We start from the raw sequence: 23,918 nt of genomic DNA, 5'->3' as shown, positions 1-23,918 counted from the left end.
CGCCGGGCCTGACGCTTTTTATCCCCCCTTTACGCCGCCCCCTTTATGCTGAGTTCACTGCCGCTACGGCTTCATTGAAGAATGACTATGAACTCGATAATGAATGCGTTTTTCCTGAAAAGTCTCCGTCCCTATTTTAACTTTCCCGGTTTATCGCTTCCTGGCGCACTCAATTCCGGCCTTTGGCTTGATGAAAAAATTGACGCGCTGCAGCACAACGTTTCGGTCGAAGTCGCGGATTATCTCGAACGTTACCCGCAGACGAAACATATTGACGTTTACCTGAACGATATCAACGGCATTATGCGCGGCAAGCGGCTCCCGGTAGAGAGCATGCTGGCGCTGGAAAAAGGCTGTTACTTTCCCCTCTCCGTCTACTCTATGGATCAGAAAGGAAAAATCGCCGCCCCGCTTCATGATGAACCGGACCGACTCTGCCTCCCCGTCGCCGGTTCCCTGCGCCCCTGCCCGCAGGATCCGCAGCACAACGCGCAGATCCTGCTGACGATGCAAGACAGCGACGATAAACCCTGCCCGCTGGAGCCACGAGTCATCCTGCAGAACGTCCTGTCCCGCTTCCACCAGCACGGGCTCTATCCGGTGATTGCTCCGGAAATCGAATTCTATCTGACGGGTCAACGCGATCGGGATCCGCAAAATCAGGGGTGTTTTCATATGGATACCTCAACAACCCATGCGGCACTGTTTGACGAGCTGGAACAGCTGGCACACCTTCAGCGCATCCCGCTGTCCGGGATCGTGGCGGAAGCCCAATCCGGTCAGTACGAATTAAACCTGAAGCACAGCCATCGCGTCATTGAGGTCTGCGATAACGTGCTTGCCCTGCGCCGAATGACCCGTTACGTAGCCGAAAAGCACGGCCTGCAGGCCAACTTTATGGCTAAGCCTTTCAGCCAGCTGGCCGGCAGCGGTTTACACTTCCATTTCAGCCTGAATAACAGTCGCGGCGAAAACGTTTTTGCTTCTCCGGTGAACGCGCTTAACAGCATGATGCGTTTGTGCATCGCCGGGCAGCTGGCGCTGATGCCCGCCTCTATCGCCATCCTTGCGCCTGGAGTTAACGCGTTTCGTCGCCTGCGTAAAAACCTGACGGAACCCGTCTTTAACTCCTGGGGCTATAACACCCGCTCCGCCGCATTGCGTATTCCCTGTTCGGAGGACAGCAACCGCCGCATTGAGTACCGGCTGGCCGGGGCGGACGCCAATCCCTATCTGGTCGCCGCCACGATCCTGACCGGCATGCTGTACGGGCTGGAAAATATCGACGAGGACGATTTGCCTGAACCGCAGCATGATGAACCCACCCTGCCGCTGTTTCAGCAGGAAGCAATCGAGACATTTTCCCGCTGTCAGTACCTTACCGACAGCCTGGGTGACGCCTTTTGCGAACAGTGGGTGGCCTGTAAGCTTTCAGAGCTCGACTGGTTTGAGAGCGTTGTGACCCGCGAAGAGTCACATCTGGCGTAGGGCATAAAAAAGCCCGCTCGGTGAGCGGGCCGCGTAACGCGAGGAGCGATTACTTCTTGCGTGCGTACTTCAGTGAATCCAGCGCCACAGCGAAGATAATGATGGCGCCCTTGATGATGTACTGCCAGTACGGGTTCACGCCGATGTAGGTCAGGCCATAGTTGATGACGGTGAAAATGATCACACCGGTCACCACGCCAAGCACGGTACCCACGCCGCCGCTGAAGGAGACGCCGCCGACGACGCAGGCAGCAATTGCATCCAGCTCGTACATGAAGCCAAGGTTGTTGGTTGCGGAGCCGATGCGGCCCGCTTCCAGCATTCCACCGAAGGCGTAGAACACACCGGACAGCGCGTAAATCATCAGCAGGTTCAGGGCAACGTTTACGCCGGAGACTTTCGCCGCTTCCGGGTTACCGCCGATTGCGAAGATGTTTTTACCAAAACGCGTTTTGTTCCACAGGATCCAGACGAACGCCACCGCAATCAGCGCATAGAAGGTGATATACGACAGGCGGAAGCTGCCCAGCGCGATAAACCCTTGCGTAAAGGTCGAGAAGCCGCTGTCAAAGCCCGAAATCGGTGACGCACCCACAAAGTCGTAGTAGAGGGAGTTGATGCCGTAAACGATGATCATCGTACCCAGGGTGGTGATAAATGGTGTCACGTTCAGGTAAGCGATGATGATACCGTTGATCAGGCCAATCACCGCCCCGATGGCGCAGACGATCAGAATCACCACGAAAATCGGCATGGTCGCCATTTCCGGGAACACCTTGTTGGCGTTTTCCATCGACTGCAGCAGGGTTGCCGCAATAACCGCCGCCAGGCCGACCTGACGACCGGCAGACAGGTCCGTCCCCTGGGTGACGATAAGGCCCGCCACGCCCAGCGCGATGATGATACGCACGGAGGACTGGGTCAGAATGTTACTCAGGTTCAGCAGGCTTAAGAACGTAGGGTCCTGGAAAATAATAATGGCCAGCAGGACTAAAAGAACAACGTAAATACCGCCTTCTTTCAGGTAAGTGAGAAAACTTTTTTTATTTAACGCACTCATGAGGGGCCCCTGATCTTAAAGGTGCAAAGACGCAAGACGCAAAATTTCGTTTTGCGTTGTCGTTTTGGTGTCAACAATACCGGCAACGAGACCATTGCTCATAACCAGAATACGGTCCGTGATCCCTAACAGTTCCGGCATTTCGGAAGAAATAATAATGATCCCTTTATTCTTTTTCGCCAGCTCGGCAATCAGCTGATAAATTTCAAACTTCGCGCCGACGTCAATACCGCGGGTCGGTTCATCCAGCATCAGAATTTCAGGCTGGGTTAATAGCCAACGGCCGATAATGACTTTCTGCTGGTTACCGCCAGAAAGCGAACCAATTTGGGTACGGTGGCCCGGTGTTTTCACGCGCATGGAGTCAATTACCCATTGGGTATCGCTCTTCATGCGGGAGTTATCCAGCAGCCCGACTTTGTTTTTGTAATTACGGATATTAGAGATTAACGAGTTAAAGTTAATATCCAGATAAGCATAAATACCGGTCGAACGACGCTCTTCCGTCACCAGCGCAAAACCGTTATTAATGGCTTCGTTGGCATTGTGGTTGTTAATTTTCTTTCCGTGCAGCGTGATGGTGCCTTCGGCTTTCTCGCGGATGCCAAACAGGGTTTCCACAATGTCGGTACGCTTTGCCCCCACCAGGCCGGCAATGCCCAGAATTTCCCCTTTGTGCAGGTCGAAAGAAACATCACGAATGGACGGCTGACGCAGCGAGGTCAGATTGCGCACTTCCAGGATCACTTCGCCCGGCCTGTTCTCTTTGTCCGGGAAGCGCTGGTTCAGAGAGCGGCCGACCATCATAGCGATGATCTTGTCCATGTCCAGCCCTTCCAGCGGCTGCGTTGCAATCCACTGGCCGTCGCGCAGGATGGTAATTTCATCGCACAGCTGGAAGATCTCTTCCATTTTATGCGAGATGTACACAATGCCGCAGCCGCGATCTTTCAGCTTACGAATAATGGTAAAAAGGTGGTTAACCTCTTTTTCCGTTAAAGACGAGGTGGGTTCGTCCATGATGACGATTTTCGCGTCATAGGAGAACGCTTTGGCAATTTCGATCATCTGCATTTGAGAGACGGATAATGTCCCCACGCGGGCGCGCGGATCGATATCAATATCCAGCTCATCAAAAATTGCTTTGGTGTCGCGATACATTTTGTCCTGATCGACAAAGACACCTTTGGTTGGGTAACGACCCAACCACATGTTATCCATCACCGAGCGTTGCAGTACCAGGTTTAATTCCTGGTGAACCATTGAGATACCGTTTTCCAGTGCTTCTTTTGCTGAATGGAAATCGATCTCTTTCCCCTGAAAAAGAATGCTGCCAGAATCTTTTTGATAGATCCCAAAAAGACATTTTAATAATGTTGATTTACCCGCACCGTTCTCCCCCATTAATGCATGAATAGAGTGAGGCCGGACTTTTAAATTAACATTATCGAGTGCCTTAACACCGGGAAATGACTTGTTAATACCGTTCATTTCCAACAAGTATTCACCGGTTGACTGAGTAGTTGTGCTGACCATAATTATACCTTGTTGGCCTCGCATATCGCGTTATAAAAGGGCGCAACAGGTTGCGCCCAGTGAAGACAATGTAGATTGCTTATTTACCGATAAACTCAGCCAGGTTGGACTGGTCTACGCCCACGTAAGGCACGCGAACGATTTTGTTGTCAATTTTCCAGCTGGTGCCATCCGCCGCGCCTTTACCATCGGCGAGGTTTTTCGCCAGATCGAAGGTCGCTTTCGCCTGGTTGTTGGCATCGTTCAGAACGGTACCGGCCATCGCGCCAGATTTAACCAGCGCCAGCGCTTCTGGCAGAGCATCCACGCCAAATACCGGGATGGAGGATTTATTGTGGGCTTTGAGCGCTTCAATTGCACCCATTGCCATCGCATCGTTGTTGGCAATGACGACTTCGATTTTGTTCGCGTTCGGGCCGGACAGCCACGCGTCCATCTTATCTTTCGCCTGAGCGGTATCCCACATCGCGGTATCTAACGCCAGCTGCTGGGTTTTCAGGCCTTTGTCGTTCAGCTCTTTGATAACGTAAGTGGTACGGGCTTCAGCATCCGGGTGGCCAGGCTCACCTTTCAGCAGCACGAACTGAATCTGACCGTCTTTGTTCAGGTCCCAGTTCGGGTTCGCCGCCCAGTGTTTCGCGATCAGATCGCCCTGAATAATGCCGGACTCTTTGGAGTCAGTACCGACGTAATACGCTTTGTCATAGCTGTCCAGCGCCTTACGGGAAGGTTCTTTGTTAAAGAAGACGATTGGCACATTCTGGCCGCGCGCTTTCTCGATAACCGTGCCTGCTGCCGCCGGGTCAACCAGGTTGATCGCCAGAGCCTTAACGCCTTTTGCCAGCAGAACGTCGATCTGATCGTTCTGTTTGGACTGGTCGTTCTGGGAGTCATTCATCAGCAGCTGTACGTCTGGCGCTGCTTTCGCATCTTTCTCAATCGCTTTACGCACAACAGACATGAAGTTGTCGTCGTATTTATAGATGGTCACACCAATACGGGTATCCGCAGCGTGCGCTGCTGCACCAAAAAGCATGCTTGCCATTACAGCAGACAGGGTCAACACCTTCTTATTCATGGTATCTCCGGTTTTTTTTATGCAGGGTAGTTCTTGTGAATAACGATCGGCAGGCAGGTGTTAATAAAACGTTACTGACAGCCGACGTTCACTTATAAAATTTCTATCTTCCGTGGTCGGTAACGCTCCAGAAATGCGTTTTATTCGTTGTTTGCGGCACATTGGCTATAGTGAAAGTGAATAATCACCGTTACATAGCGTTTCAGCCCCTAAAACGCTGACATCATAGTCAGCGCCTTGTTAAGATACTGTGAATTTACTCACAGATTGAAAACGGTTACATCACCTGATGTAATCAGTTAGTGATCGGAACCACAATTTGCCGGGCCGCGACGGAATGACGACGTACCAGCGTCGGCATGAAGCAGTGCGTTGCCCCTGGATCCAGCAGCCCTGCCGCTCCCTGTAGCGCCAGCTCGGTCGCCAGTTTCGCCATAGAAGCAATGGGATAGCGCACCGTGGTGAGCTGCGGGTCGGTGTAACGGGCAATCGGAATATCATCGAAACCAATCAATGACAAATGCTGTGGCACCGCAATGCCGTTATCCTTCAGCGCAGTCAGCGCGCCCGCGGCCATGCTGTCGTTATAGGCAAACACCGCGGAAAGCTGCAGATTTCGGCCCAGCAATTCCACCATTGCCGCTTCACCGCCCTGCATGTCCGGCGTTCCGGTGCCGATCCAGCTTTCTGATGGCGTAATGCCGTGATCTTTCAGGGCGTTTTGCCACCCCTCACGCCGCAACGCGTCATCTTTAATTTGATGGCTGGACGCCAGATAGCCGATCCGCTGATGGCCGTTATTGATCAGCATTTTGGTGGCCATCATGGCGCCGCTGACGTTATCCAGCCCGACACAGCGATGGGCATAGCCCAGGACGATGCGGTTGATCAGCACCATACCCGGGATCTGCTCCATAAACCCGGCCAGCTCTTCATCGCTTAAGGCTTTTGAGTGAACAATCAGAGCGTTGCAGCGCTGGCGGATCAGCACTTCAATTGCATAACGCTCCTTTTCCGCCTCGTGATAGCTGTTGCCAATCAGCACATATTTCTGATGCTGCTGGGCGACCACATCGACCGCTTTTACCAGCGCACCGAAAAAGGCGTCCGAGACATCCATCACCACCACGCCGATGGTATCGCTGACCTGCGTTGCAAGCGCCTGGGCATTGGCATTTGGCCGGTATCCGAGCTGGGTCACGGCTTTCATTACAGTTTCACGGGTTTCAGGGCTGACCAGCGCGCTGTTGTTCAGCACGCGGGAGACGGTAGCCACAGAAACGCCCGCCAGACGGGCGACGTCACGAATGGTGATCATATTAACCACCCTTTATAGGATTGCAGCAACTCACAGACACCCCCTGTGTTTAGCAAGGTGGCTATTTTGGCAGCGAGAGAAAGGGGACTACGTGAAGAAGGTCACACTCATGAAAACGCTTACATCCGTTTTGTTAATGATTGTGATCCAGATCGTTATCTGGATGTATTATTCAATGATACCCCTGAAGCATGTGCGGTTAACTGACGCCACACCCACTCCAGCGGCCCCTGGCGGAAATAACGCAGCCAGATAACAGAAAACGCCAGGTTAACCACCCAGACCGGAATAACAAACGCCAGCAGCCCGAGGCGGTCGAATTTCATAAACAGGCCAAAGCGATAGAAAAGCGTGGTGCAGAGAAGCGTTTGCAGGAGGTAATTGCTTAACGCCATGCGGCCTACGCAGGCCACGGCGCTGACGATCCACAGACGAGAGAGCTGCGGCCAGAAACCATAGATCAGCGCCGCATAGCCGATGGTCTGGAACGGCGCGCTGAGCTCACGCGGCACCTGGAGCAGAAACGCGCACCAGCGGTAATCCCAGTGGAGGTGCCACTGCGCAATCACCGCCGGAAGATTAATCAGCACGCCGATCAGAACCAGCCCCGCCCCGGTGCGGCGGTAGTGACGCAGGCTAAACTCCCCTTTCAGCCAGCCGGTGCGCATCAGTGACGCCCCCATCAGCATCATGCCCGCCAGCTGCCAGCCGTATTGCGCCCCCAGGGCAAGCAGATTGTCGCCCAGCATATCCGCGCGGTTGCTTATCGCTTCCGTACCGCCTTTCAGCTTCCAGTACTGCTCGTACTGGAGGTTAGCGGCATCCGGGATCCAGGAACGGTTTGTCGCATCACCGGAGATCAGCCCCAGCAAAAACAGAACGCCGAGCCCCATGAGATAGAGCATCACGCCGGTGTTAAACAGGCTTTTCACACTGTGCGCATCGCGAATGAGCCGCCAGCAGATCAGCCCGACTAACCCATAAGCGAGAAGAATATCACCATCCCAGAAGAACAGGCCGTGGATAAACCCGAGGATGACCAGCAGCGTTAAGCGCGACTGGATCCAGCGTGTGCCGCGTTTGAGCAGAAGCTGCAGGCCCGCGCCGAACAGCAGCGCAAACAGCGTGAGGAATTTAACCTGGGCAAACAGATCGAGGAGCGCCCACGTCCAGGCATCGCTTCGGGTAATGTCGCCGTACCAGGCGGGATTGAGGTAAGCGGCCTTCGGCAGACCGAAGGCGCTGATGTTCAGCAGCAGGATACCCAGTATGGCGACGCCGCGGACAAAATCGAGCGTGACGTTTCGCTCCATGGTCCCTGCCCTGTTTGATTAGTTGTGGTGACGCACGGCGCGCAGGAACTCCTGGCGGGTGTTCTGGCTCGATTTAAACAGGCCGCCCAGCGAGGTGGTGGTAGTCGCACTGGTCGCATCACGCACGCCGCGTGCTTTCACGCAGTAATGAACCGCGTCAATGGAGACCGCCACGTTATTGGTACCCAGCAGCGTTTGCAGCGCGATCAGGATCTGCTGCGTCAGACGCTCCTGAACCTGCGGGCGCTGCGCGAAGAACTGCACAATGCGGTTGATCTTCGACAGGCCAATCACCGTGTCTTTCGGGATATACGCCACGGTCGCTTTGCCGTCGATGGTCACGAAATGGTGCTCACAGGTGCTGGTCAGGGTGATATCCCGTACCGTGACCATCTCGTCCACCTTCATCTTGTTTTCGATGACGGTAATTTTCGGGAAGTTGGCGTAATCCAGTCCGGAGAAAATTTCGTCAACGTACATTTTCGCGATACGCTTAGGCGTTTCCATCAGGCTGTCATCGCTCAGATCGAGATTCAGCAGTTGCATGATCTCGGTCATATGCCCGGAAATCAGTTTCTTACGGGTTTCATTGTCCATATCCTGAACCGGCGGACGCAGTGGCGTTTCAAGACCGCGCGCGAGCAGGGCTTCGTGGACCAGGGCAGCTTCTTTACTGAGTGATGACATTTTGTTCTCCTGCAGGTGTGGCGTCTTTTGCCCTCGTTGTGGCAAAAGTATGCGCTCATTGTGCGTGAGGCGACGCACATAATCCAGTATTCACGACGATAATTATTGCAATTGCTGTTGCCTTTCAGCGTGGCGATTCCAGACCAGGGCACCGGCGACAAACAGCGCAACGCCCGCCAGCCCCAGCGCAGGCTCCAGCCGGTGGGTTAGCCAGGTCGATACCGCCGAGGTCACCGGACCAATCAATTGCCCGATGGCATACCCGGTGGTGAGCAGCCCCGCCATATAGCGCGTGTGGTGCGGTGCCAGCTCGCGGCCGTATAAAAGTGAGAGCTGCACCGCGCAGAGGAACCCGCCTCCCACCAGCAGCCCGCCCGTCAGCAAGCCGCCAATGCCCGGCAGCAGCCAGGCCGCCAGCACGCCAGCTCCCTGTAACCACAGCACGATGGCCAGCCTGCGGTTAGCCGTTGAGGTGTGGCGCAAAAGAATGCTGAGCGCAATCCCCACCACGGCGGCGGCACCAAAAATTGGCCAGACAAACTGGGCAAACAGGCTGCCGGGAAAGCGCACTGCCGCCATTTGCGAAAGGAAGGTCGCCGGGAGGATATAGCCAAATCCCGCCAGGCTGTAGCTCCAGACCAGGCGCCTTAAATCCGTCGTCAGCACCAGCGGCTCTGGCGCGGTGCCGGGTCGATGAAGCTGCCCGGATCGCGGCAGATAGCGCGCCACCAGCGCAACCAGTACCAGCGCCAGCACGCCGTAGATTTGCCATGCCGCACCGGCCGAAAGGGATTTCGCCTGAATATAAACCGCGAGCAGGCCGCTCAGGGCGATACCTGCCCCGGGCCCGGCAAAGACAGCCGCACTGAGCCCCGGTTTACCCAGCTGTCCCAGCCGCTCGTTGGTCCAGGCAGCAATCAGCACCATTGACCAGCCGCTCATGCAGCCAATCACAAAGCGCAGCAGGCCGTGCACGACGGCGTTATCAGCCGCGGCGGAGAGCAGGGTCAACGCAACCGCGCCGGTGATGCCAAGCCAGAGTCGCGTTTCAACAAAGCGGTGCGCGCGCATGGCATCCCATGCGCCCACCAGATAGCCCAGATAATTCATCGCCGCCACCAGGCCCGCGCTGGTCAGCGTGAGTTGCCCGGCGGCAATCATCAGCGGCACCTGAGGGGTAAAGGCAAAGCGCCCTATCCCCATCGCCACCACCAGAACGACAAACCCACTAAGCGCAATACGCAGCGCCATGACCGCTCCAATTGTTAAAGAAAAGTAAATTTATGATGCAGCATCTCGCCGTTCCGCGAAAGTGAAAGTTGCTCACAGGTAAATGAAAACGCTGTATTATGGCTCTAATGAATAGCTATTCTCATTAAGGAGCCCTGCATGGAACTGCTCGAAGAGCACCGTTGTTTTGAAGGTCGACAGCAGCGCTGGCGGCACGACTCCACCACGCTGAACTGCACCATGACGTTCAGCATTTTCCTGCCGCCGACGGAAAATCCGCCGGTTCTGTTTTGGCTGTCAGGCCTGACCTGCAACGACGAAAACTTCACCACCAAAGCGGGCGCACAGCGTATTGCCGCCGAGCTGGGCATTGCGCTGGTAATGGCTGATACCAGCCCGCGCGGCGATGATGTGGCGGACGATGCCGGGTACGATTTAGGTAAAGGCGCCGGATTTTATCTCAACGCCACCGAACAGCCGTGGGCGAGCCATTACCGCATGTACGACTACATTCGCGACGAGCTGCCTGCGCTGATTAAGGCTGAATTTGCGGTAAGCGACCGCTGCGCCATCAGCGGACACTCCATGGGCGGACACGGGGCGCTCATCATGGCGCTGAAAAACCCGGGGAAATACGTCAGCGTCTCTGCGTTCGCGCCGATTGTGAACCCAACGCAGGTGCCGTGGGGACAAAAAGCTTTCACACACTATCTGGGTGAGGATGCCGAGAAATGGCAGGAATGGGACAGCTGCGCGCTGATGCTGGCAAGCGATTCGGCGATCGCGATCCCGATGCTTATCGATCAGGGCGATGCGGATCAGTTCCTCGCCGGACAGCTACAGCCTGCGGTGTTGGCTGAGGCGGCACGCCAGAAGGACTGGCCGCTGACGCTGCGCATTCAGCCGGGATACGATCACAGCTATTACTTTATGGCGTCCTTTATCGAGGATCATCTCCGCTTCCATGCGGAGCATTTGTTTGAGTAAGTGCGCGTCATTGCCGGGTGGCGGCTTCGCCTTACCCGGCCTACGTTCGCTTTTACCCTCGTCGCATCAGAACTTATAATCCACGCCCACAAAGTAGCGACGGCCATCTTCCGTGTAGCTGTAATCGTCACGGCTCAGGTCTTTATCCAGCAGGTTCTGCACGCCCGCGCGCAGCTTCACGCTTTTCGTCGCCTGCCACGCCGCGCCGGTGTTCCAGATGACATAGCCACCCGGCGTTGGTGCACTGCTGGTCAGCGCGCGCTTCTCGCCGGTGTAATTGCCCTGAACATAGAACGACCAGTCCTGCGTCGCCTTCCAGTCAACGGTCCCGTTAGCCGTATGGAACGGCAGCTCGGACAGTGGTTTGTTGCCGCCGTTGCTGATATCGCGACCGTCGTTATAGGTGTAGTTCAGCGTCACTTTCCAGTCTTCCGCCAGCGGGAACTTCACTTCGGTCTCCACACCACGGATGCGCGCCTTGTTGACGTTGTAATAGCGGAAAATCGGTTCGCCGTCCGCGTTCAGACCAACGTAGTTAGGGTAGCTCTGCGCCTGTTTTGCATTCGCCGTACGGCTGATGCTGATGCGGTCATCCACGTTATTCTGGAAGGTGGTGACGCTGGCCTGCACGCCCTCTAACCAGCCCTCTTCCCCGCTGTAGTACAGACCGAACTCGAAGCTCTCGCTGGTTTCCGGCTTCAGATCCGGGTTACCGACAATCTCGCAGGCGCCGCGGCACGAGCCGGTGACCCAGTCCGGGCTCAGCTGCAGCAGCGACGGCGCTTTAAACGCTGTTGCCCAGCCCCCTTTCACCGTCACGGTATCCGTCGCGTTATAGACCAGATAGGCTCGCGGACTCCAGTGATCGCCGTAGGTATCATGGTCATCCATACGGATGCCGGTGGTCAGCGCCAGCGGCTCAAAGATACGCCATTCGTCTTCGAGGAACAGCGCATACTGGCTTGTTGACGTACTGCTGCTGGAGCCCCCCGTCAGGTTGACCGGATCTTTCAGCTTATCGTGACGCCATTCGCCGCCAAAGGTCAGCAGCTGATTAATGTCGCCCAGCGGCAGCACGTATTTCCCGTCTACCGCGTTGCTCTCGGAACTGATGGGATTGCTGTTGCCCGGGTTTTTGTTATCCACCTTCTCACCGTAAACTTTCAGCTCGCTGTTGCCGACGCCCCAGCGGCCGTTATGGCTGAGAGAGTAGTTCTGACGCTCAAGGCGGTTTTTGTCGAGGGAGTCTGAATCGCGATCCTGGCGGTCAAAGCCGTAGCCCGCAGTGAAGTCGTGGTTTTCTGTTGGAGTCCAGGCGAATTCCACGTTGGCATCACGGCTGGTGAAGCCCTCAATGCGCGGCGTTTCACCGCTCGCCGTGGTGGAGGATTTCTGCTGCCCGTCTTTCTCACGCTTCGCGAGGCTACCGTAGGCTTTCAGGCCCAGCAGGCCGTCCACCAGCGGACCGCTGGTATAAAACTGACCGTTATACGTGTCGCCACGATCGCGGTGTTCCTGAAGGGTAGAATCCGCGCTCAGGGTGCCCGTCCACTTCTGGCCGATTTTTTTGGTGATAATGTTCACCACGCCGCCGAGAGCATCAGAGCCGTAGAGAGAAGACATCGGTCCGCGCACCACTTCAATGCGTTCGATGGCATCAACCGGCACCCAGTTAAGGTCGAAATCGTTATGGCGGAAGACCGCGTTGCGCGAGTTGACGCGCTTGCCGTCGATCAGGATGAGCGTATAGCTGCTGTCCAGACCGCGAATACTTACCCCTTTACGGTTGTCCCCTTCGCTCGTGAGCTGTACGCCCGGCACATCCCGTAACACATCTTTCAGGTTCTGAACGGGTTTGCGCTGCAAATCTTCCTGGGTAATCACGCTGATACTTGCCGGTGCGTCTTTCAGGTTTTGCTCGGTCGCGGAAGCCGTTACAACCATTGTGTCGCCAGATTCCGCTGCGATGACAGGCAGTGCCAGGGACATTGCGGACGCGCATAGTCCTCCCCTGACGACGGGATTCAACCTAAACATTCCATATCTCCATGAGGTAAATACAACTCAATCAAAAATCATTGCTCACAGTGCCTTGTTGTCCGCCCACATCTGCGGTGGGTCGATAGCACGCTTATTTTTTGATAACGATAAAGCAAACGATAATTATTATCAATTAAATTGTTAAAAATTATATCTGCCGTTCATACTGTGGAGATAAAAAAGCCCGCTCAAGTGAGCGGGCTGAAAGAGAGGAAGCGCGGTTATTGTTTAAATCGTTCCGGGAAATCCATTTCACTGTAGCGAACGAAGCGGGTTCCTTTCGTCAGTTTGTAGCCGAACCAAATGACCAGGAACAGCGGAATACCAATATAGGTGGCCGTGACGGCACCCCAGTCAATGGTGTCCGCAAGGAAAGCTTCATAGTTCTGTCCCAGGGTAATAATCAGGCACAGAATGAAGGCAAAAATCGGCCCCAGCGGGAAGAAGCCAGAACGGTACGGGAGGTTATTCAGGTCGTGACCCTGCATAACGTAGCCGCGGCGGAAACGGTAGTGGCTGATGGCAATGCCCAGCCAGGCGATAAAGCCCGTCATGCCGGAGGTATTAAGCAGCCACAGGTACACGGTCTGGTTGCCGAACATAGAGGTCAGGAAGCAGAGGCCCGCAATGACCGTGGTGGCATACAGCGCGTTACGCGGGACGCCACCGCGGGACAGTTTCGAGAAAATACGCGGCGCTTTACCGTCGCAGGCCAGGGTGTAAAGCATACGGGTGGACGCGTACATACCGGAATTACCCGCCGACAGCACCGCCGTCAGGATTACCGCGTTCATTACCGCCGCCGCAGAAAGCAGGCCAGCGTGCTGGAAGACCAGGGTGAAAGGGCTGACGCTGATGTCTTTGACGTCATTACGCAGCAGGCTTGGATCGGTATACGGAATGATCAGGCTGATAATCAAAATAGCGAACACGTAGAACAGCAGAATACGCCAGAACACCTGACGCACCGCGCGCGGAATGTTCTTCTCCGGGTTTTCGGATTCACCGGCCGCGATACCAATCAGCTCCGTTCCCTGGAAGGAGAAGCCGACAATCATCGCCACGCCAATCATCGCCGAGAAGCCCCCGGCAAACGGCGCATCGCCTATCGTCCAGTTGCTCCAGCCCGCAGGTTCAGCCCCTTTGAAAATCCCCACGATCATCGCCACACCGACGACGATAAAGATGATGACGGTTGCCACTTTGATCAAAGAGAACCAGTATTCCGCTTCGCCGAAACCGCGCACGGAGATGTAGTTCAGCAGGAAGATAACGGCCAGGAACAGGGCGCTCCAGATCCAGCCCGGCGTGTCCGGGAACCACCAGGTCATTACCAGCTGTGCGGCAACGAGGTCAACGGCGATAGTAACGGCCCAGTTGTACCAGTAGTTCCAGCCCAGCGCGAAGCCGAAGCCTTCCTCAACGTATTTTTGTCCGTAGGTCGAAAACGAACCTGACACCGGCATGTACGCTGCCAGTTCGCCCAGACTGGTCATCAGGAAATAGACCATCAGGCCAATCAGGATATAAGAGAATAATGCCCCACCCGGGCCGGCTGCCGAAATCGTTGCGCCAGAGGCAACGAAAAGACCTGTACCGATGGAGCCGCCAATGGCGATCATCGTCAGGTGACGCGCCTTGAGTTCACGACGTAGCGTGGGCGCTTCTGTGGTTTTAGTTTCTGAAACCATGTGAAAATGCTGTCCATTTAATAAATGAGGCGCGATTGTAGCAGACGATCTCCGTTCCTTCCGGCAGAAATACCCTGTTATAAGAGAGCTTCATGACGCGTCCAGGATTATAAGTAACGCATTATTTTTCCCTCTCCCATTTGGGGTGAGGGGCGCTTTTACATCTCGCAGTAGCGCAGAAAACGCTGCAGCGAGCTGGAAAGGTGTTTCTGACGATGGTGGATGCACCATAGCGTGCGCACCAGTTTCGGGAGCGGAATGGGAATTTCCACCAGCGACCCCGTCTCAAGCTGTTCGGCAATGACGCGCCGGGAAAGACAACTGATGCCCAGGCCATGACGCACCGCGTGCTTGATGGCCTCAGAGTTCCCCAGCTCCATTCCCAGCTGGAAATGCGGCAGATGCGACAGCAGCAGGTAGTCGACAATCTCACGCGTACCGGAGCCCTGCTCGCGGAGGATCCACTGCGCCTGCGCCAGCCGCTCCAGCGTCACCTCGCCCTGCAATAACGACGAGGCCGGAGACGCAAAGACCACCAGCTCGTCTTCCAGCCAGGGCTCGGCAATGATATCGACGTTATGGCAAGGGCCTTCGATAAGACCGATATCCACGCGGAAATCGATCACCGCGTTGATCACGTCCTGGCTGTTGCCCACGCTCATCTCCAGCGGCAGAGTCGGGAAATCCCGACGGTAGCGCGCTATCACTTCCGGCAGGATATAGTTTCCGATGGTGCTGCTGGCAAACACGCGGATCGCGCCGTTGTCTTCGCGGAACAGCTGTTCGATTTCGATAGCCTGCTCCAGCAGCGCCAGCGCGCGCGGGTAAAGCAGGCGGCCATGTTCGTTGACCACCAGACGCTTCCCTACCCTGTCGAACAGCTGAACGCCCAGCTGCCCTTCAAGATCGGTCAACGCCGCGCTGACCGCAGACTGCGAGAGCGCCAGCATTTGTGACGCCTGGGTCGTCGAGCCGCTTTTTAGCACCTCGGCAAACACTTCCAGCTGACGCAATGTAATGTGCATGTTTGCTTACCACTTATATAGATTAATTATAAGTATATAATCAATTTTATTTTTAAGCCAGAGCGCCGTAACCTTTAGCCAGACAAAGGAGAAGGTTATGTCAGAAATCACCTTGCAACATCATCGTACAGTGTGGCACTTCGTGCCGGGTCTCGCGCTCAGCGCAGCAGTGACCGCCGTAGCATTATGGGGCGGTAGCATCCCGGCTATCGCAGGCGCAGGTTTTAGCGCGTTGACGCTGGCCATTTTGCTGGGCATGGTCGTGGGTAATACCGTTTACCCGCATATCTGGAAATCCTGCGACGGCGGCGTGATCTTTGCCAAACAGCACCTGCTGCGCCTCGGGATCATTCTTTACGGCTTCCGCCTCACCTTTTCGCAAATTGCGGACGTGGGTGTGAGCGGAATTGCCATCGACGTCCTGACCCTGACCAGCACCTTTTTACTGGCGTGCTTTATCGGTCAGAAGATCTTCGGCCTGGACAAGCAAACCAGCTGGCTGATCGGCGCAGGCAGCAGCATCTGCGGTGCGGCGGCAGTGCTCGCGACGGAGCCGGTCGTAAAAGCCGAAGCCAGTAAAGTAACGGTCGCCGTCGCGACGGTGGTTATCTTCGGTACGCTGGCGATCTTCCTTTACCCCGCGATGTATCCGCTGGTGGCGCACTGGTTTAGCCCGGAAACCTACGGCATCTATATCGGTTCGACCATGCACGAAGTAGCGCAGGTGGTGGCGGCAGGTCATGCCATCAATCCGGAAGCGGAAAATGCGGCGGTGATTGCCAAAATGCTGCGCGTGATGATGCTGGCGCCGTTCCTGATTTTCCTGGCCGCGCGAGTTAAACAGCTAGCCCCGGCTGGCGGCAGCGAGAAAAGCAAAATCACCATTCCGTGGTTTGCGATCCTGTTCATCGTGGTTGCCATCTTTAATTCCTTCCACCTGCTGCCGAAAGCGGTGGTGGAGATGCTGGTGACGCTGGATACGGTGCTGCTGGCGATGGCGATGGCGGCGCTAGGGGTGACCACCCACGTCAGCGCGCTGAAAAAAGCTGGTGCGAAGCCGCTGCTGATGGCGCTGGTGCTCTTCATCTGGCTGATTGTGGGCGGCGGTGCGATTAACCTCGCCGTACACAGCCTGATGGCATAAACCATCTCGTCCTTCTCCTGTTAACCCGCTATCATAAGCGTTTCGGGTTAGCAGGAGTCTTTTTATGAAATATGTTGGAGCGCACGTCAGCGCTGCCGGTGGCCTTGCGAATGCCGCCATTCGCGCCGCCGAAATCGAGGCGACCGCTTTCGCCCTGTTCACCAAAAACCAGCGCCAGTGGCGCGCCGCGCCGCTCACCGCCGACGTGATTGACGACTTCAAAGCCGCCTGTGAGAAATACTGCTACGGGCCGGGCCAGATCCTTCCCCACGACAGCTATTTGATTAACCTCGGGCATCCGGTTCAGGAAGCGCTGGAAAAATCCCGAGAGGCGTTTCTCGATGAAGTGCAGCGCTGCGAACAGCTCGGGCTGACGCTGCTGAACTTCCATCCGGGTAGTCATCTGATGCAAATAGATGAAGACGCCTGTCTGGCGCGCATTGCCGAATCCATCAACATGACGCTGGATAAAACCAAAGGCGTGACGGCAGTGATTGAAAACACCGCCGGTCAGGGCAGCAACCTCGGCTTCAGGTTTGAGCATCTCGCGGCGATTATTGACGGCGTGGAAGATAAATCCCGCGTGGGCGTGTGCATTGATACCTGCCACGCGTTTGCGGCCGGGTACGACCTGCGCACCACCGAGGCGACGAAAAACACGTTTGATGAGTTTGAGCGAATAGTCGGCTTTAAGTACCTGCGCGGGATGCACCTGAACGATGCGAAAAGCGCGTTCGGCAGCCGCGTTGACCGTCACCACAGCCTGGGTGAAGGCAATATCGGCCACGATGCGTTTCGCTTTATCATGCAGGACGCTCGCTTCGACGGTATTCCGATGGTGCTGGAAACCATCAATCCGGATATCTGGGCGGAAGAGATTGCCTGGCTGAAGGCGCAGCAAAACGCTGAACAGGCGGCATAAAAAAAGCCGGGTTGCGTTAGCACCCGGCTTTTTTATTGCTTACCGCTTAAGCTGCTTTTGCCACAACTTCCGCTTCCGGACGTTTCAGCACTGCGTAAGACAGACCCGCCACCAGCGTACCGGCAATAATCGCCAGCAGATAACCCAGGACCGGGGTGATGGCGCCAGGGATCAGCAGGACGAACAGACCGCCGTGCGGAGCCATCAGCTTCGCGCCAATCGCCATGGAGATGGCACCCGTTACCGCGCCGCCGACGATACAGCACGGCAGAACACGCATCGGGTCACGCGCCGCGAACGGAATCGCGCCTTCGGTAATGAAGCACAGGCCCAGCACCAGCGCCGCTTTGCCACCTTCCTGCTGCGCTTTGTCGAACTTACGACGGGCAATAATCGTCGCCAGGCCGAGCGCCAGCGGTGGCACCATACCAGCCGCCATGATCGCCGCCATCGGCGCGTAGGTCTGGGTACTCAGCAGGCCAACGCCAAACGCGTACGCCGCTTTGTTCACCGGACCACCCATGTCGGTACACATCATGCCGCCGAGGATCGCGCCCAGCAGAACCGCGTTCGCCGTACCCATGGTTTGCAGCCAGTGGGTCAGACCCGCAAGGATGCCCGCAACCGGCTTACCAATCAGGTAAATCATCGCCAGACCGACCACCAGGCTGGAGATCAGCGGAATGATCAGAATTGGCTTCAGCGCTTCCATACTCTGCGGCAGCTTCAGCTTCGAGCTAATCAGCTTCGCAACGTAACCGGCGAGGAAACCGGCGATGATACCGCCGATAAAGCCAGAGCCGGTGCTCACCGCCAGCATACCGCCGATAAGACCCGGGGTCAGACCCGGACGGTCAGCAATAGAGAAGGCGATAAAGCCTGCCAGCACCGGCACCATCAGCGCGAACGCGGAGCCGCCGCCAATCTGCATTAACGCTGCCGCCAGCGTGCCCTGCTCTTTAAACGCTTCAATACCGAAGGCGAAGGAGAGCGCAATACACAGGCCGCCAGCCACCACCATCGGCAGCATGTAGGAGACGCCGGTCAGCAGGTGACGGTATGCGCCCGCAGACTCTTTTTTCCCTTCGGTCGGGGTTTTGGCTGCGCCAGTGGCCTGATACGGTTTGGCTTCTGCCAGTGCCTTATCAAATTCCTGCGCGGTCTTTTTCAGCGCCAGGCCGGTAGAGGTGCGGTACATCGGCTTGCCGGCAAACTTCGCCAAATCCACTTCAATATCTGCCGCCACAATCACCAGATCGGCCTCAGCGACCTCTTCCGGCGTAATGGCATTGCCCGCACCCACGGAGCCACGAGTTTCAACCTTCACCCACCAGCCGCGTTTTTTCGCTTCGGTTTCAATGGCTTCAGCCGCCATAAAGGTGTGCGCCACGCCCGTCGGGCAGGCCGTGACCGCAACAACGCGTTTCGGCCCCGATGCCGTAGCCGGAGCCGCCGCGACCGGCGCGCTGTAGACGGTCGCGTGACCTTTCGCTTCGCTCAGGAACAGTTCCGGGTGTGCCACCGCGCGATTAATATCGCCCAGCCACACTTTTTTGCCGTTCAGGGCGCTGTCAGCGGGGATTTTATCGCCCAGGACAATCGCCAGCTCTGCATCGCCTGGGTTATCAATGATGTCCAGGTGTGCTTTTTGTGCCGCCGCTCCCAGCAGGGTCTTCGCCATGTAGGCGCGAGCCTGTCCGAGACCGGAGTCAATGATCAGCAGCGTTTTCATTATTCCTCTCCTGCTGTTAGTTAAAAGGTTTTAAGTCAACGCGCGCCATCATCGCGGCTAACTGGGTACGATCGGTAATACCGACATTGCTCTGGCTCACGGCCAGGGCTGCAACGGCGGTGGCAAGACGTAACGTATGTTCACTGGATTCACGCATCAGCAGGCCGTAAATCAGGCCGCCAACCATGGAATCCCCTGCGCCAACGGTGCTCACAACTTCCATTGACGGCGGTTTAGCAATCCATTCACCTGAAGCGTTAACCCACAACGCCCCTTCTGCACCCAGCGAGATCACCACGTGAGCAATACCCTGCTCGCGCAGCGCATGGGCAGCCTCAATCACATCTTTTAATTCCGGCAGCTTACGGCCTGCCCAGATCTCCAGTTCGCGGCGATTTGGCTTCACCAGCCACGGAGAGGCTTTCAGACCCGCAACCAGCGCGTCGCGGCTGCTGTCGAAGATAATGCACGGGCACTGGCTGCGCAGGCGCGTCATCCAGTCGGTAAACGCTTCCGGGCTGACGCCGGACGGCAGGCTTCCGCTGACGCACACCATGTCGAACTGACCAAGCCAGGTCAGGGAGTCGTTAACAAAGCGCTCCCAGTCAGCTGGCGTCACTTCGAAGCCAGAGAAGTTCAGATCGGTCACTTCACCGTCTTTCTCCGTCAGCTTAACGTTGATGCGGGTACGGCCCTGCACAACCTGGAAACGGTTGGCAATACCCAGCTCGCTGAACAGCTGCTGGAAACCATCCTGGTTATCTTTACCGAGGAATCCGCCCACGGTGACATCGATACCGAGATCCTTGAGCACTTTCGCGACGTTAATCCCTTTGCCCGCAGCATGCAGGCCAGTGGTACGCACGAGGTTGACTTCGCCGCGCTCAATTTCCGGGCAAAACCCCACCAGGTCATAAGCCGGGTTCAGCGTAATAGTCGCAACACGTCTGCTCATTATGCGCCCTCCCCCAGACCCGCCGCGATGGCGTCGCCAATCGCTTTCAGCGCCTGTTCAGCATCTGCACCCTGCGCGGTGAAGCGCAGACGATGGCCTTTCTTCACGCCCAGCGCGACGACTTTCATCAGGCTACGGCCGTTGGCCGGTTTGCCCGAACCATCCAGGTTGGTCACGGTAATCTCGCTTTCAAATTGTTTAATGGTGTTGACCAGCATGGTGCCCGGACGGGCATGCAGGCCGTGTTCGTTACGCACTACGAACTCGGCGTTCAGCACATCATCGGTGAGTGCGTCGTCACTGGTCAGCAGGGCCAGCAAGGTCGCGGCATCGGCGTTCAGCAGTTTTTCAGCTTTATTGTTGAGCAGCAGATCGCCCAGACGCTTCAGAACGGAAACCGGCTGCTCATCGTTCATCGCCACGGTCACCAGCATGGCTGCTGTCTCACCCTCAACGTCGAACGCGGTGGCCGCGCGGCTCACTGCAATCGCGCTGCGCAGGTTGCCCTCAGCGCTGTCGTTCAGCCAGATGCCCTGGCCAAGATTCAGCGGTTTATCGTTAATCACGCGCGTCACAAAGGCGGCATCAGCGGCACCCGCTTCTTTCAGGCGACCCGCGTTCAGCGCCTGCAGCGTGACCAGGTCGGAGGCCACAACATCCAGCGTCAGCGTGTCGTTATCGAGTTTCAGCGCTTCGCTCTGTTTTTCGCCCATCAGCAACGCACGCAGCTCTTCAGCAGTCGTTGCAGACTTCAGCTGTTCCGCCACGGAGTCATCGCTCAGGACATGCGTCAGCTGACGCAGCAGGCCTAAGTGTTCGTCGCTACTGGCCGCGATACCGATAGCCACATAAGCCACCTGGCCGTCGCCCCAGAGCACGCCCTGCGGGAACTGATAAACCTTCACGCCGGTTTTCAGCACCTGGTCGCGGGTGTCGGTTGTGCCGTGCGGAATGGCAATGCCATTGCCGAGGAAGGTGGAGGTCTGCTGCTCGCGCGCCAGCATACCGTTTACGTAGCCGTCCGCGACGTTACCCGCCTGCACAAGGGCAGCGGCAACCTGACGAATGGCCTCTTCTTTATCCCCGGCCTGAGCGCCCGGGTGAATATCCTGAACAGATAACTGGAACATGGTTCTCCTCTCCTGCTGAAAGTGAATCGTTTCAGCTTACATGAGAAAAAATGCGCTAGCCTGCTCCGTTTGTTAAAACAAGATAGCGCTGAAACGTTTCAAAAAGTCTTGCGCTTTCTGCAATGGCTTGCAAGAAAAGTCGTCTTTGCGATATCAGAATTTAGAGATACTGCACATTTCTTCTGCGCTCAGCTGAATTTTGCTGAAGTTCAGCAAACCAGTTTCAGCTAAGTTCAGCCAGGTGGGGCGTAAGTTGAAATGCCATTTTGATTTTTCGTGGCGTAATTGACTTCACCCACTGTTTATTTTTTAGCTGACGGCGTAAACTCCGCCCCTCTCTGCTACTCGCTAATTATAAAACATGGATAACACCCCTGCGGCCACCGCGCCGAAGCCCTTTGATTTGACATCAACGGCGTTCCTGATTGTTGCCTTCTTCACGGGCATCGCCGGTGCGTTGCAAACCCCGACGCTGAGCTTATTCCTGACTAACGAAGTTCACGCCCGTCCGGCGATGGTTGGCTTCTTTTTTACCGGAAGCGCCATCATTGGCATTCTCGTCAGCCAGTTTCTGGCCGGTCGTTCCGACCGCAAGGGCGATCGTAAAAGCCTGATCGTTTTCTGCTGTCTGCTGGGGGTGTTGGCCTGCGTCCTGTTTGCCTGGAACCGTAACTATTTCGTTCTGCTGTTCATCGGGGTTTTTCTGAGCAGCTTTGGCTCAACCGCCAACCCGCAGCTATTTGCCCTCGCCCGCGAGCATGCCGACCATACCGGGCGGGAAGCGGTAATGTTCAGCTCGATATTGCGCGCTCAGGTGTCGCTGGCATGGGTGATTGGCCCGCCGCTGGCCTACGCGCTGGCGATGGGGTTTGGCTTTACGGTGATGTACCTGAGCGCAGCGGTCGCGTTTGTGGCGTGCGGCGCGCTGGTGTGGTTCTTTCTGCCGTCAATGCGCAAAGAGCCCAAAGTGGCAACGGGCGTGCTGGAAGCACCGCGTCGTAACCGCCGCGATGCCCTGCTCCTGTTTGTTATCTGCACGCTGATGTGGGGCACCAACAGCCTTTATATCATCAACATGCCGCTGTTTATTATTGATGAGCTGCACCTCCCGGAGAAGCTGGCCGGCATTATGATGGGCACCGCCGCGGGCCTTGAGATCCCGACCATGCTGATTGCAGGCTATTATGCGAAGCGTTTCGGAAAGCGTTTTTTAATGCGCGTCGCGGCCGTCGCCGGGCTGCTGTTCTACGTTGGTATGCTGACGGTGCATACGCCGGGACTCCTCCTGGCCTTACAGCTGCTGAACGCCATTTATATCGGCATCCTGGCGGGGATTGGCATGCTCTACTTCCAGGATCTGATGCCGGGCCAGGCAGGTGCCGCCACCACCCTTTATACTAATACCACCCGCGTGGGCTGGATTATCGCGGGCTCAATGGCCGGAATCGTTGCCGAGATCTGGAACTATCACACGGTATTCTGGATTGCACTGCTGATGTGTACGCTGACGATTGGCTGTCTGGTGAGGATCAAAGACGTTTAAGGCGCAGTGAGCGCCTCCAGTTCAAGCAGCCAGGTCATCGCCTGCGCGCGCGTGCTGCCGCACATTTCGGCCGATGGCTGAAGCCCGGAACAGACTTTCGGGCGCAAGGGCGAACCAAAGATCATACACAGGTTGGATTCAGAGAGCTGAACGCAGCGGGTATTGGCGGGCTTGCCTAATGAACCATTATTCATAGTTTATGATTAACATTGCTGCAGTTCATATCTGGTTTAATTAATCTATTCTATGCCACGCTAAGTTGATCGTATTATATGTTTCCCAGCCTTTATTCGGCTGTAACTTACTAATTTATCGAAATATATAAAGTCAACCTAATCGAACATCAACACCGTTTGAATCTTAAATTCCAAAACAACATAAACTTCATAAACCATGTACCACATTCTTAGTATTTTCAGCATACACAGGAAAAACAGTTTGATTGGAAGCAACAATTTAAGAACTAAAAAAAATAACAAAAACAACAAGAATCATCTAATCATTTGACAAACGAATAGAAAGCACAAATAAAATACAAACATTCACACAATGCCGCACGCCACGAAAAAAAATATAAAATTGGAATTGGTTAATTCATTTTTTAAGACTATCAATGAAGGTGGCAAAAACAATCGCCACCTTCTAAGGCATCACTTGTAGATGTCAGCGTTAATAGTCTTATGCTCTTCTTTTCCTTCCTTCGAAGTAATAACGTAGTACTTTCCTCCCTTTTCATCAACCTTTTGCGAAAGATCATCGTCAGACATTGTAAAACCATCTTCAGTCACTGATAACGTTCCAATTTTGGTATATTTACTTGCATTTTCCGCATCAATTTCCTCAGCAGCAAATACAGTAGTATTAAACATTACCATAAAACAGCAGAAATATTTTGCGAGTTTCATTCGATTACTCCAAGTATTGTAGTAGTAGGTAATAATTTCATAGAAGAAAAATCGGTACTTTAAACTTTACGCGTAACGGGTTAGAGCAAACTATTTTTTAATCGACAGAAAATAACACTTGCACAGTATTAGAT

The 23,918-nt window shown here is 55.4% G+C and carries 20 protein-coding genes; 5 read left to right on the top strand and 15 right to left on the bottom strand.

The window, feature by feature from the left end:
- Positions 1-99 precede the first annotated feature (99 nt).
- Positions 100-1,488: a glutamine synthetase family protein gene (locus tag URZ40_RS17230; protein WP_320720936.1), complete on the top strand. Its 1,389-nt coding sequence runs from the start codon at positions 100-102 to the stop codon at positions 1,486-1,488.
- A gap of 49 nt (positions 1,489-1,537) precedes the next feature.
- On the opposite strand, the gene mglC is transcribed toward URZ40_RS17230, so the two are convergent.
- From mglC to URZ40_RS17195, 7 genes are all read right to left on the bottom strand, one after another.
- Positions 1,538-2,548: a galactose/methyl galactoside ABC transporter permease MglC gene (mglC, locus tag URZ40_RS17225; protein ID WP_013097952.1), complete on the bottom strand. Its 1,011-nt coding sequence runs from the start codon at positions 2,546-2,548 to the stop codon at positions 1,538-1,540.
- A 15-nt stretch (positions 2,549-2,563) separates the two neighbouring features.
- On the bottom strand, positions 2,564-4,084 hold the full coding sequence (gene mglA, locus URZ40_RS17220; RefSeq protein ID WP_163330238.1) for a galactose/methyl galactoside ABC transporter ATP-binding protein MglA: 1,521 nt from the start codon (positions 4,082-4,084) through the stop codon (positions 2,564-2,566).
- A 79-nt stretch (positions 4,085-4,163) separates the two neighbouring features.
- Positions 4,164-5,162: a galactose/glucose ABC transporter substrate-binding protein MglB gene (mglB, locus tag URZ40_RS17215; RefSeq protein WP_116338698.1), complete on the bottom strand. Its 999-nt coding sequence runs from the start codon at positions 5,160-5,162 to the stop codon at positions 4,164-4,166.
- Between the two features lie 295 nt (positions 5,163-5,457).
- Positions 5,458-6,480, bottom strand: coding sequence for an HTH-type transcriptional regulator GalS (gene galS, locus URZ40_RS17210; RefSeq protein WP_320720911.1), 1,023 nt, complete (start codon positions 6,478-6,480; stop codon positions 5,458-5,460).
- Positions 6,481-6,635: 155 nt separating this feature from the next.
- Positions 6,636-7,793 carry a DUF418 domain-containing protein YeiB gene (gene yeiB, locus URZ40_RS17205; protein WP_320720910.1) on the bottom strand — a complete coding sequence of 386 codons (1,158 nt, stop codon included), beginning with the start codon at positions 7,791-7,793 and terminating at the stop codon, positions 6,636-6,638.
- Positions 7,794-7,811: 18 nt separating this feature from the next.
- Entirely contained in the window at positions 7,812-8,480 is a 669-nt protein-coding gene (gene folE / locus URZ40_RS17200) for a GTP cyclohydrolase I FolE (protein WP_116338692.1), read from the bottom strand.
- A gap of 102 nt (positions 8,481-8,582) precedes the next feature.
- Positions 8,583-9,731, bottom strand: coding sequence for a YbfB/YjiJ family MFS transporter (locus URZ40_RS17195; protein ID WP_116338690.1), 1,149 nt, complete (start codon positions 9,729-9,731; stop codon positions 8,583-8,585).
- A gap of 138 nt (positions 9,732-9,869) precedes the next feature.
- Between URZ40_RS17195 and fghA the strand changes: the two genes are divergently transcribed.
- Entirely contained in the window at positions 9,870-10,697 is an 828-nt protein-coding gene (fghA, locus tag URZ40_RS17190; protein WP_320720909.1) for an S-formylglutathione hydrolase, read from the top strand.
- Between the two features lie 66 nt (positions 10,698-10,763).
- Here fghA and cirA read toward each other — a convergent pair whose 3' ends face one another.
- The 3 genes from cirA to yieE form a co-directional block, all read right to left on the bottom strand.
- A complete protein-coding gene (cirA, locus tag URZ40_RS17185) occupies positions 10,764-12,734 on the bottom strand; it encodes a catecholate siderophore receptor CirA (protein ID WP_320720908.1) in 1,971 nt (656 codons plus the stop codon).
- A gap of 224 nt (positions 12,735-12,958) precedes the next feature.
- Positions 12,959-14,428, bottom strand: a complete 1,470-nt coding sequence (locus tag URZ40_RS17180) for an amino acid permease (RefSeq protein WP_061097614.1) — start codon at positions 14,426-14,428, stop codon at positions 12,959-12,961.
- Positions 14,429-14,586: 158 nt separating this feature from the next.
- Positions 14,587-15,453, bottom strand: coding sequence for a DNA-binding transcriptional regulator YeiE (gene yieE, locus URZ40_RS17175; protein WP_116338684.1), 867 nt, complete (start codon positions 15,451-15,453; stop codon positions 14,587-14,589).
- 97 nt (positions 15,454-15,550) lie between these two features.
- Between yieE and URZ40_RS17170 the strand changes: the two genes are divergently transcribed.
- Together URZ40_RS17170 and nfo are read left to right on the top strand one after the other, a co-directional pair.
- Positions 15,551-16,597, top strand: a complete 1,047-nt coding sequence (locus tag URZ40_RS17170; RefSeq protein ID WP_116338682.1) for a YeiH family protein — start codon at positions 15,551-15,553, stop codon at positions 16,595-16,597.
- 64 nt (positions 16,598-16,661) lie between these two features.
- Positions 16,662-17,519: a deoxyribonuclease IV gene (nfo, locus tag URZ40_RS17165; protein WP_320720907.1), complete on the top strand. Its 858-nt coding sequence runs from the start codon at positions 16,662-16,664 to the stop codon at positions 17,517-17,519.
- A 46-nt stretch (positions 17,520-17,565) separates the two neighbouring features.
- Here the strand turns inward: nfo and fruA are convergent, their stop codons facing one another.
- The 3 genes from fruA to fruB are packed head-to-tail and all read right to left on the bottom strand — an operon-like array spanning position 17,566 to position 21,336.
- Positions 17,566-19,251 (bottom strand): PTS fructose transporter subunit IIBC, encoded by a 1,686-nt coding sequence (gene fruA, locus URZ40_RS17160; RefSeq protein WP_166711812.1) that lies wholly within the window; start codon positions 19,249-19,251, stop codon positions 17,566-17,568.
- Positions 19,252-19,267: 16 nt separating this feature from the next.
- Entirely contained in the window at positions 19,268-20,206 is a 939-nt protein-coding gene (fruK, locus tag URZ40_RS17155) for a 1-phosphofructokinase (protein ID WP_116338677.1), read from the bottom strand.
- Positions 20,206-21,336 carry a fused PTS fructose transporter subunit IIA/HPr protein gene (gene fruB, locus URZ40_RS17150; RefSeq protein WP_320720906.1) on the bottom strand — a complete coding sequence of 377 codons (1,131 nt, stop codon included), beginning with the start codon at positions 21,334-21,336 and terminating at the stop codon, positions 20,206-20,208. Before fruB ends, fruK begins: the two co-directional genes overlap by 1 nt.
- A gap of 361 nt (positions 21,337-21,697) precedes the next feature.
- On the opposite strand from fruB, the gene setB reads away from it, so the two are divergent.
- Positions 21,698-22,879, top strand: coding sequence for a sugar efflux transporter SetB (gene setB / locus URZ40_RS17145; RefSeq protein WP_320720905.1), 1,182 nt, complete (start codon positions 21,698-21,700; stop codon positions 22,877-22,879).
- Here the strand turns inward: setB and URZ40_RS17140 are convergent.
- Both URZ40_RS17140 and URZ40_RS17135 read right to left on the bottom strand, forming a co-directional pair.
- Positions 22,876-23,073 carry a Fe-S-cluster oxidoreductase gene (locus URZ40_RS17140; protein WP_302218989.1) on the bottom strand — a complete coding sequence of 66 codons (198 nt, stop codon included), beginning with the start codon at positions 23,071-23,073 and terminating at the stop codon, positions 22,876-22,878. The genes setB and URZ40_RS17140 overlap by 4 nt on opposite strands.
- Positions 23,074-23,529: 456 nt before the next feature.
- Positions 23,530-23,784 carry a DUF1471 domain-containing protein gene (locus URZ40_RS17135; protein WP_048224133.1) on the bottom strand — a complete coding sequence of 85 codons (255 nt, stop codon included), beginning with the start codon at positions 23,782-23,784 and terminating at the stop codon, positions 23,530-23,532.
- Between the last annotated feature and the right edge of the window lie 134 nt (positions 23,785-23,918).

The organism is Enterobacter sp. 296B2, from assembly GCF_034106185.1.
GTDB classification, from domain to species: domain Bacteria; phylum Pseudomonadota; class Gammaproteobacteria; order Enterobacterales; family Enterobacteriaceae; genus Enterobacter; species Enterobacter cloacae_N.
The sequence above is the reverse complement of the archived record's forward strand: the minus strand, read 5'-3'. Positions and strand labels throughout refer to the sequence as shown.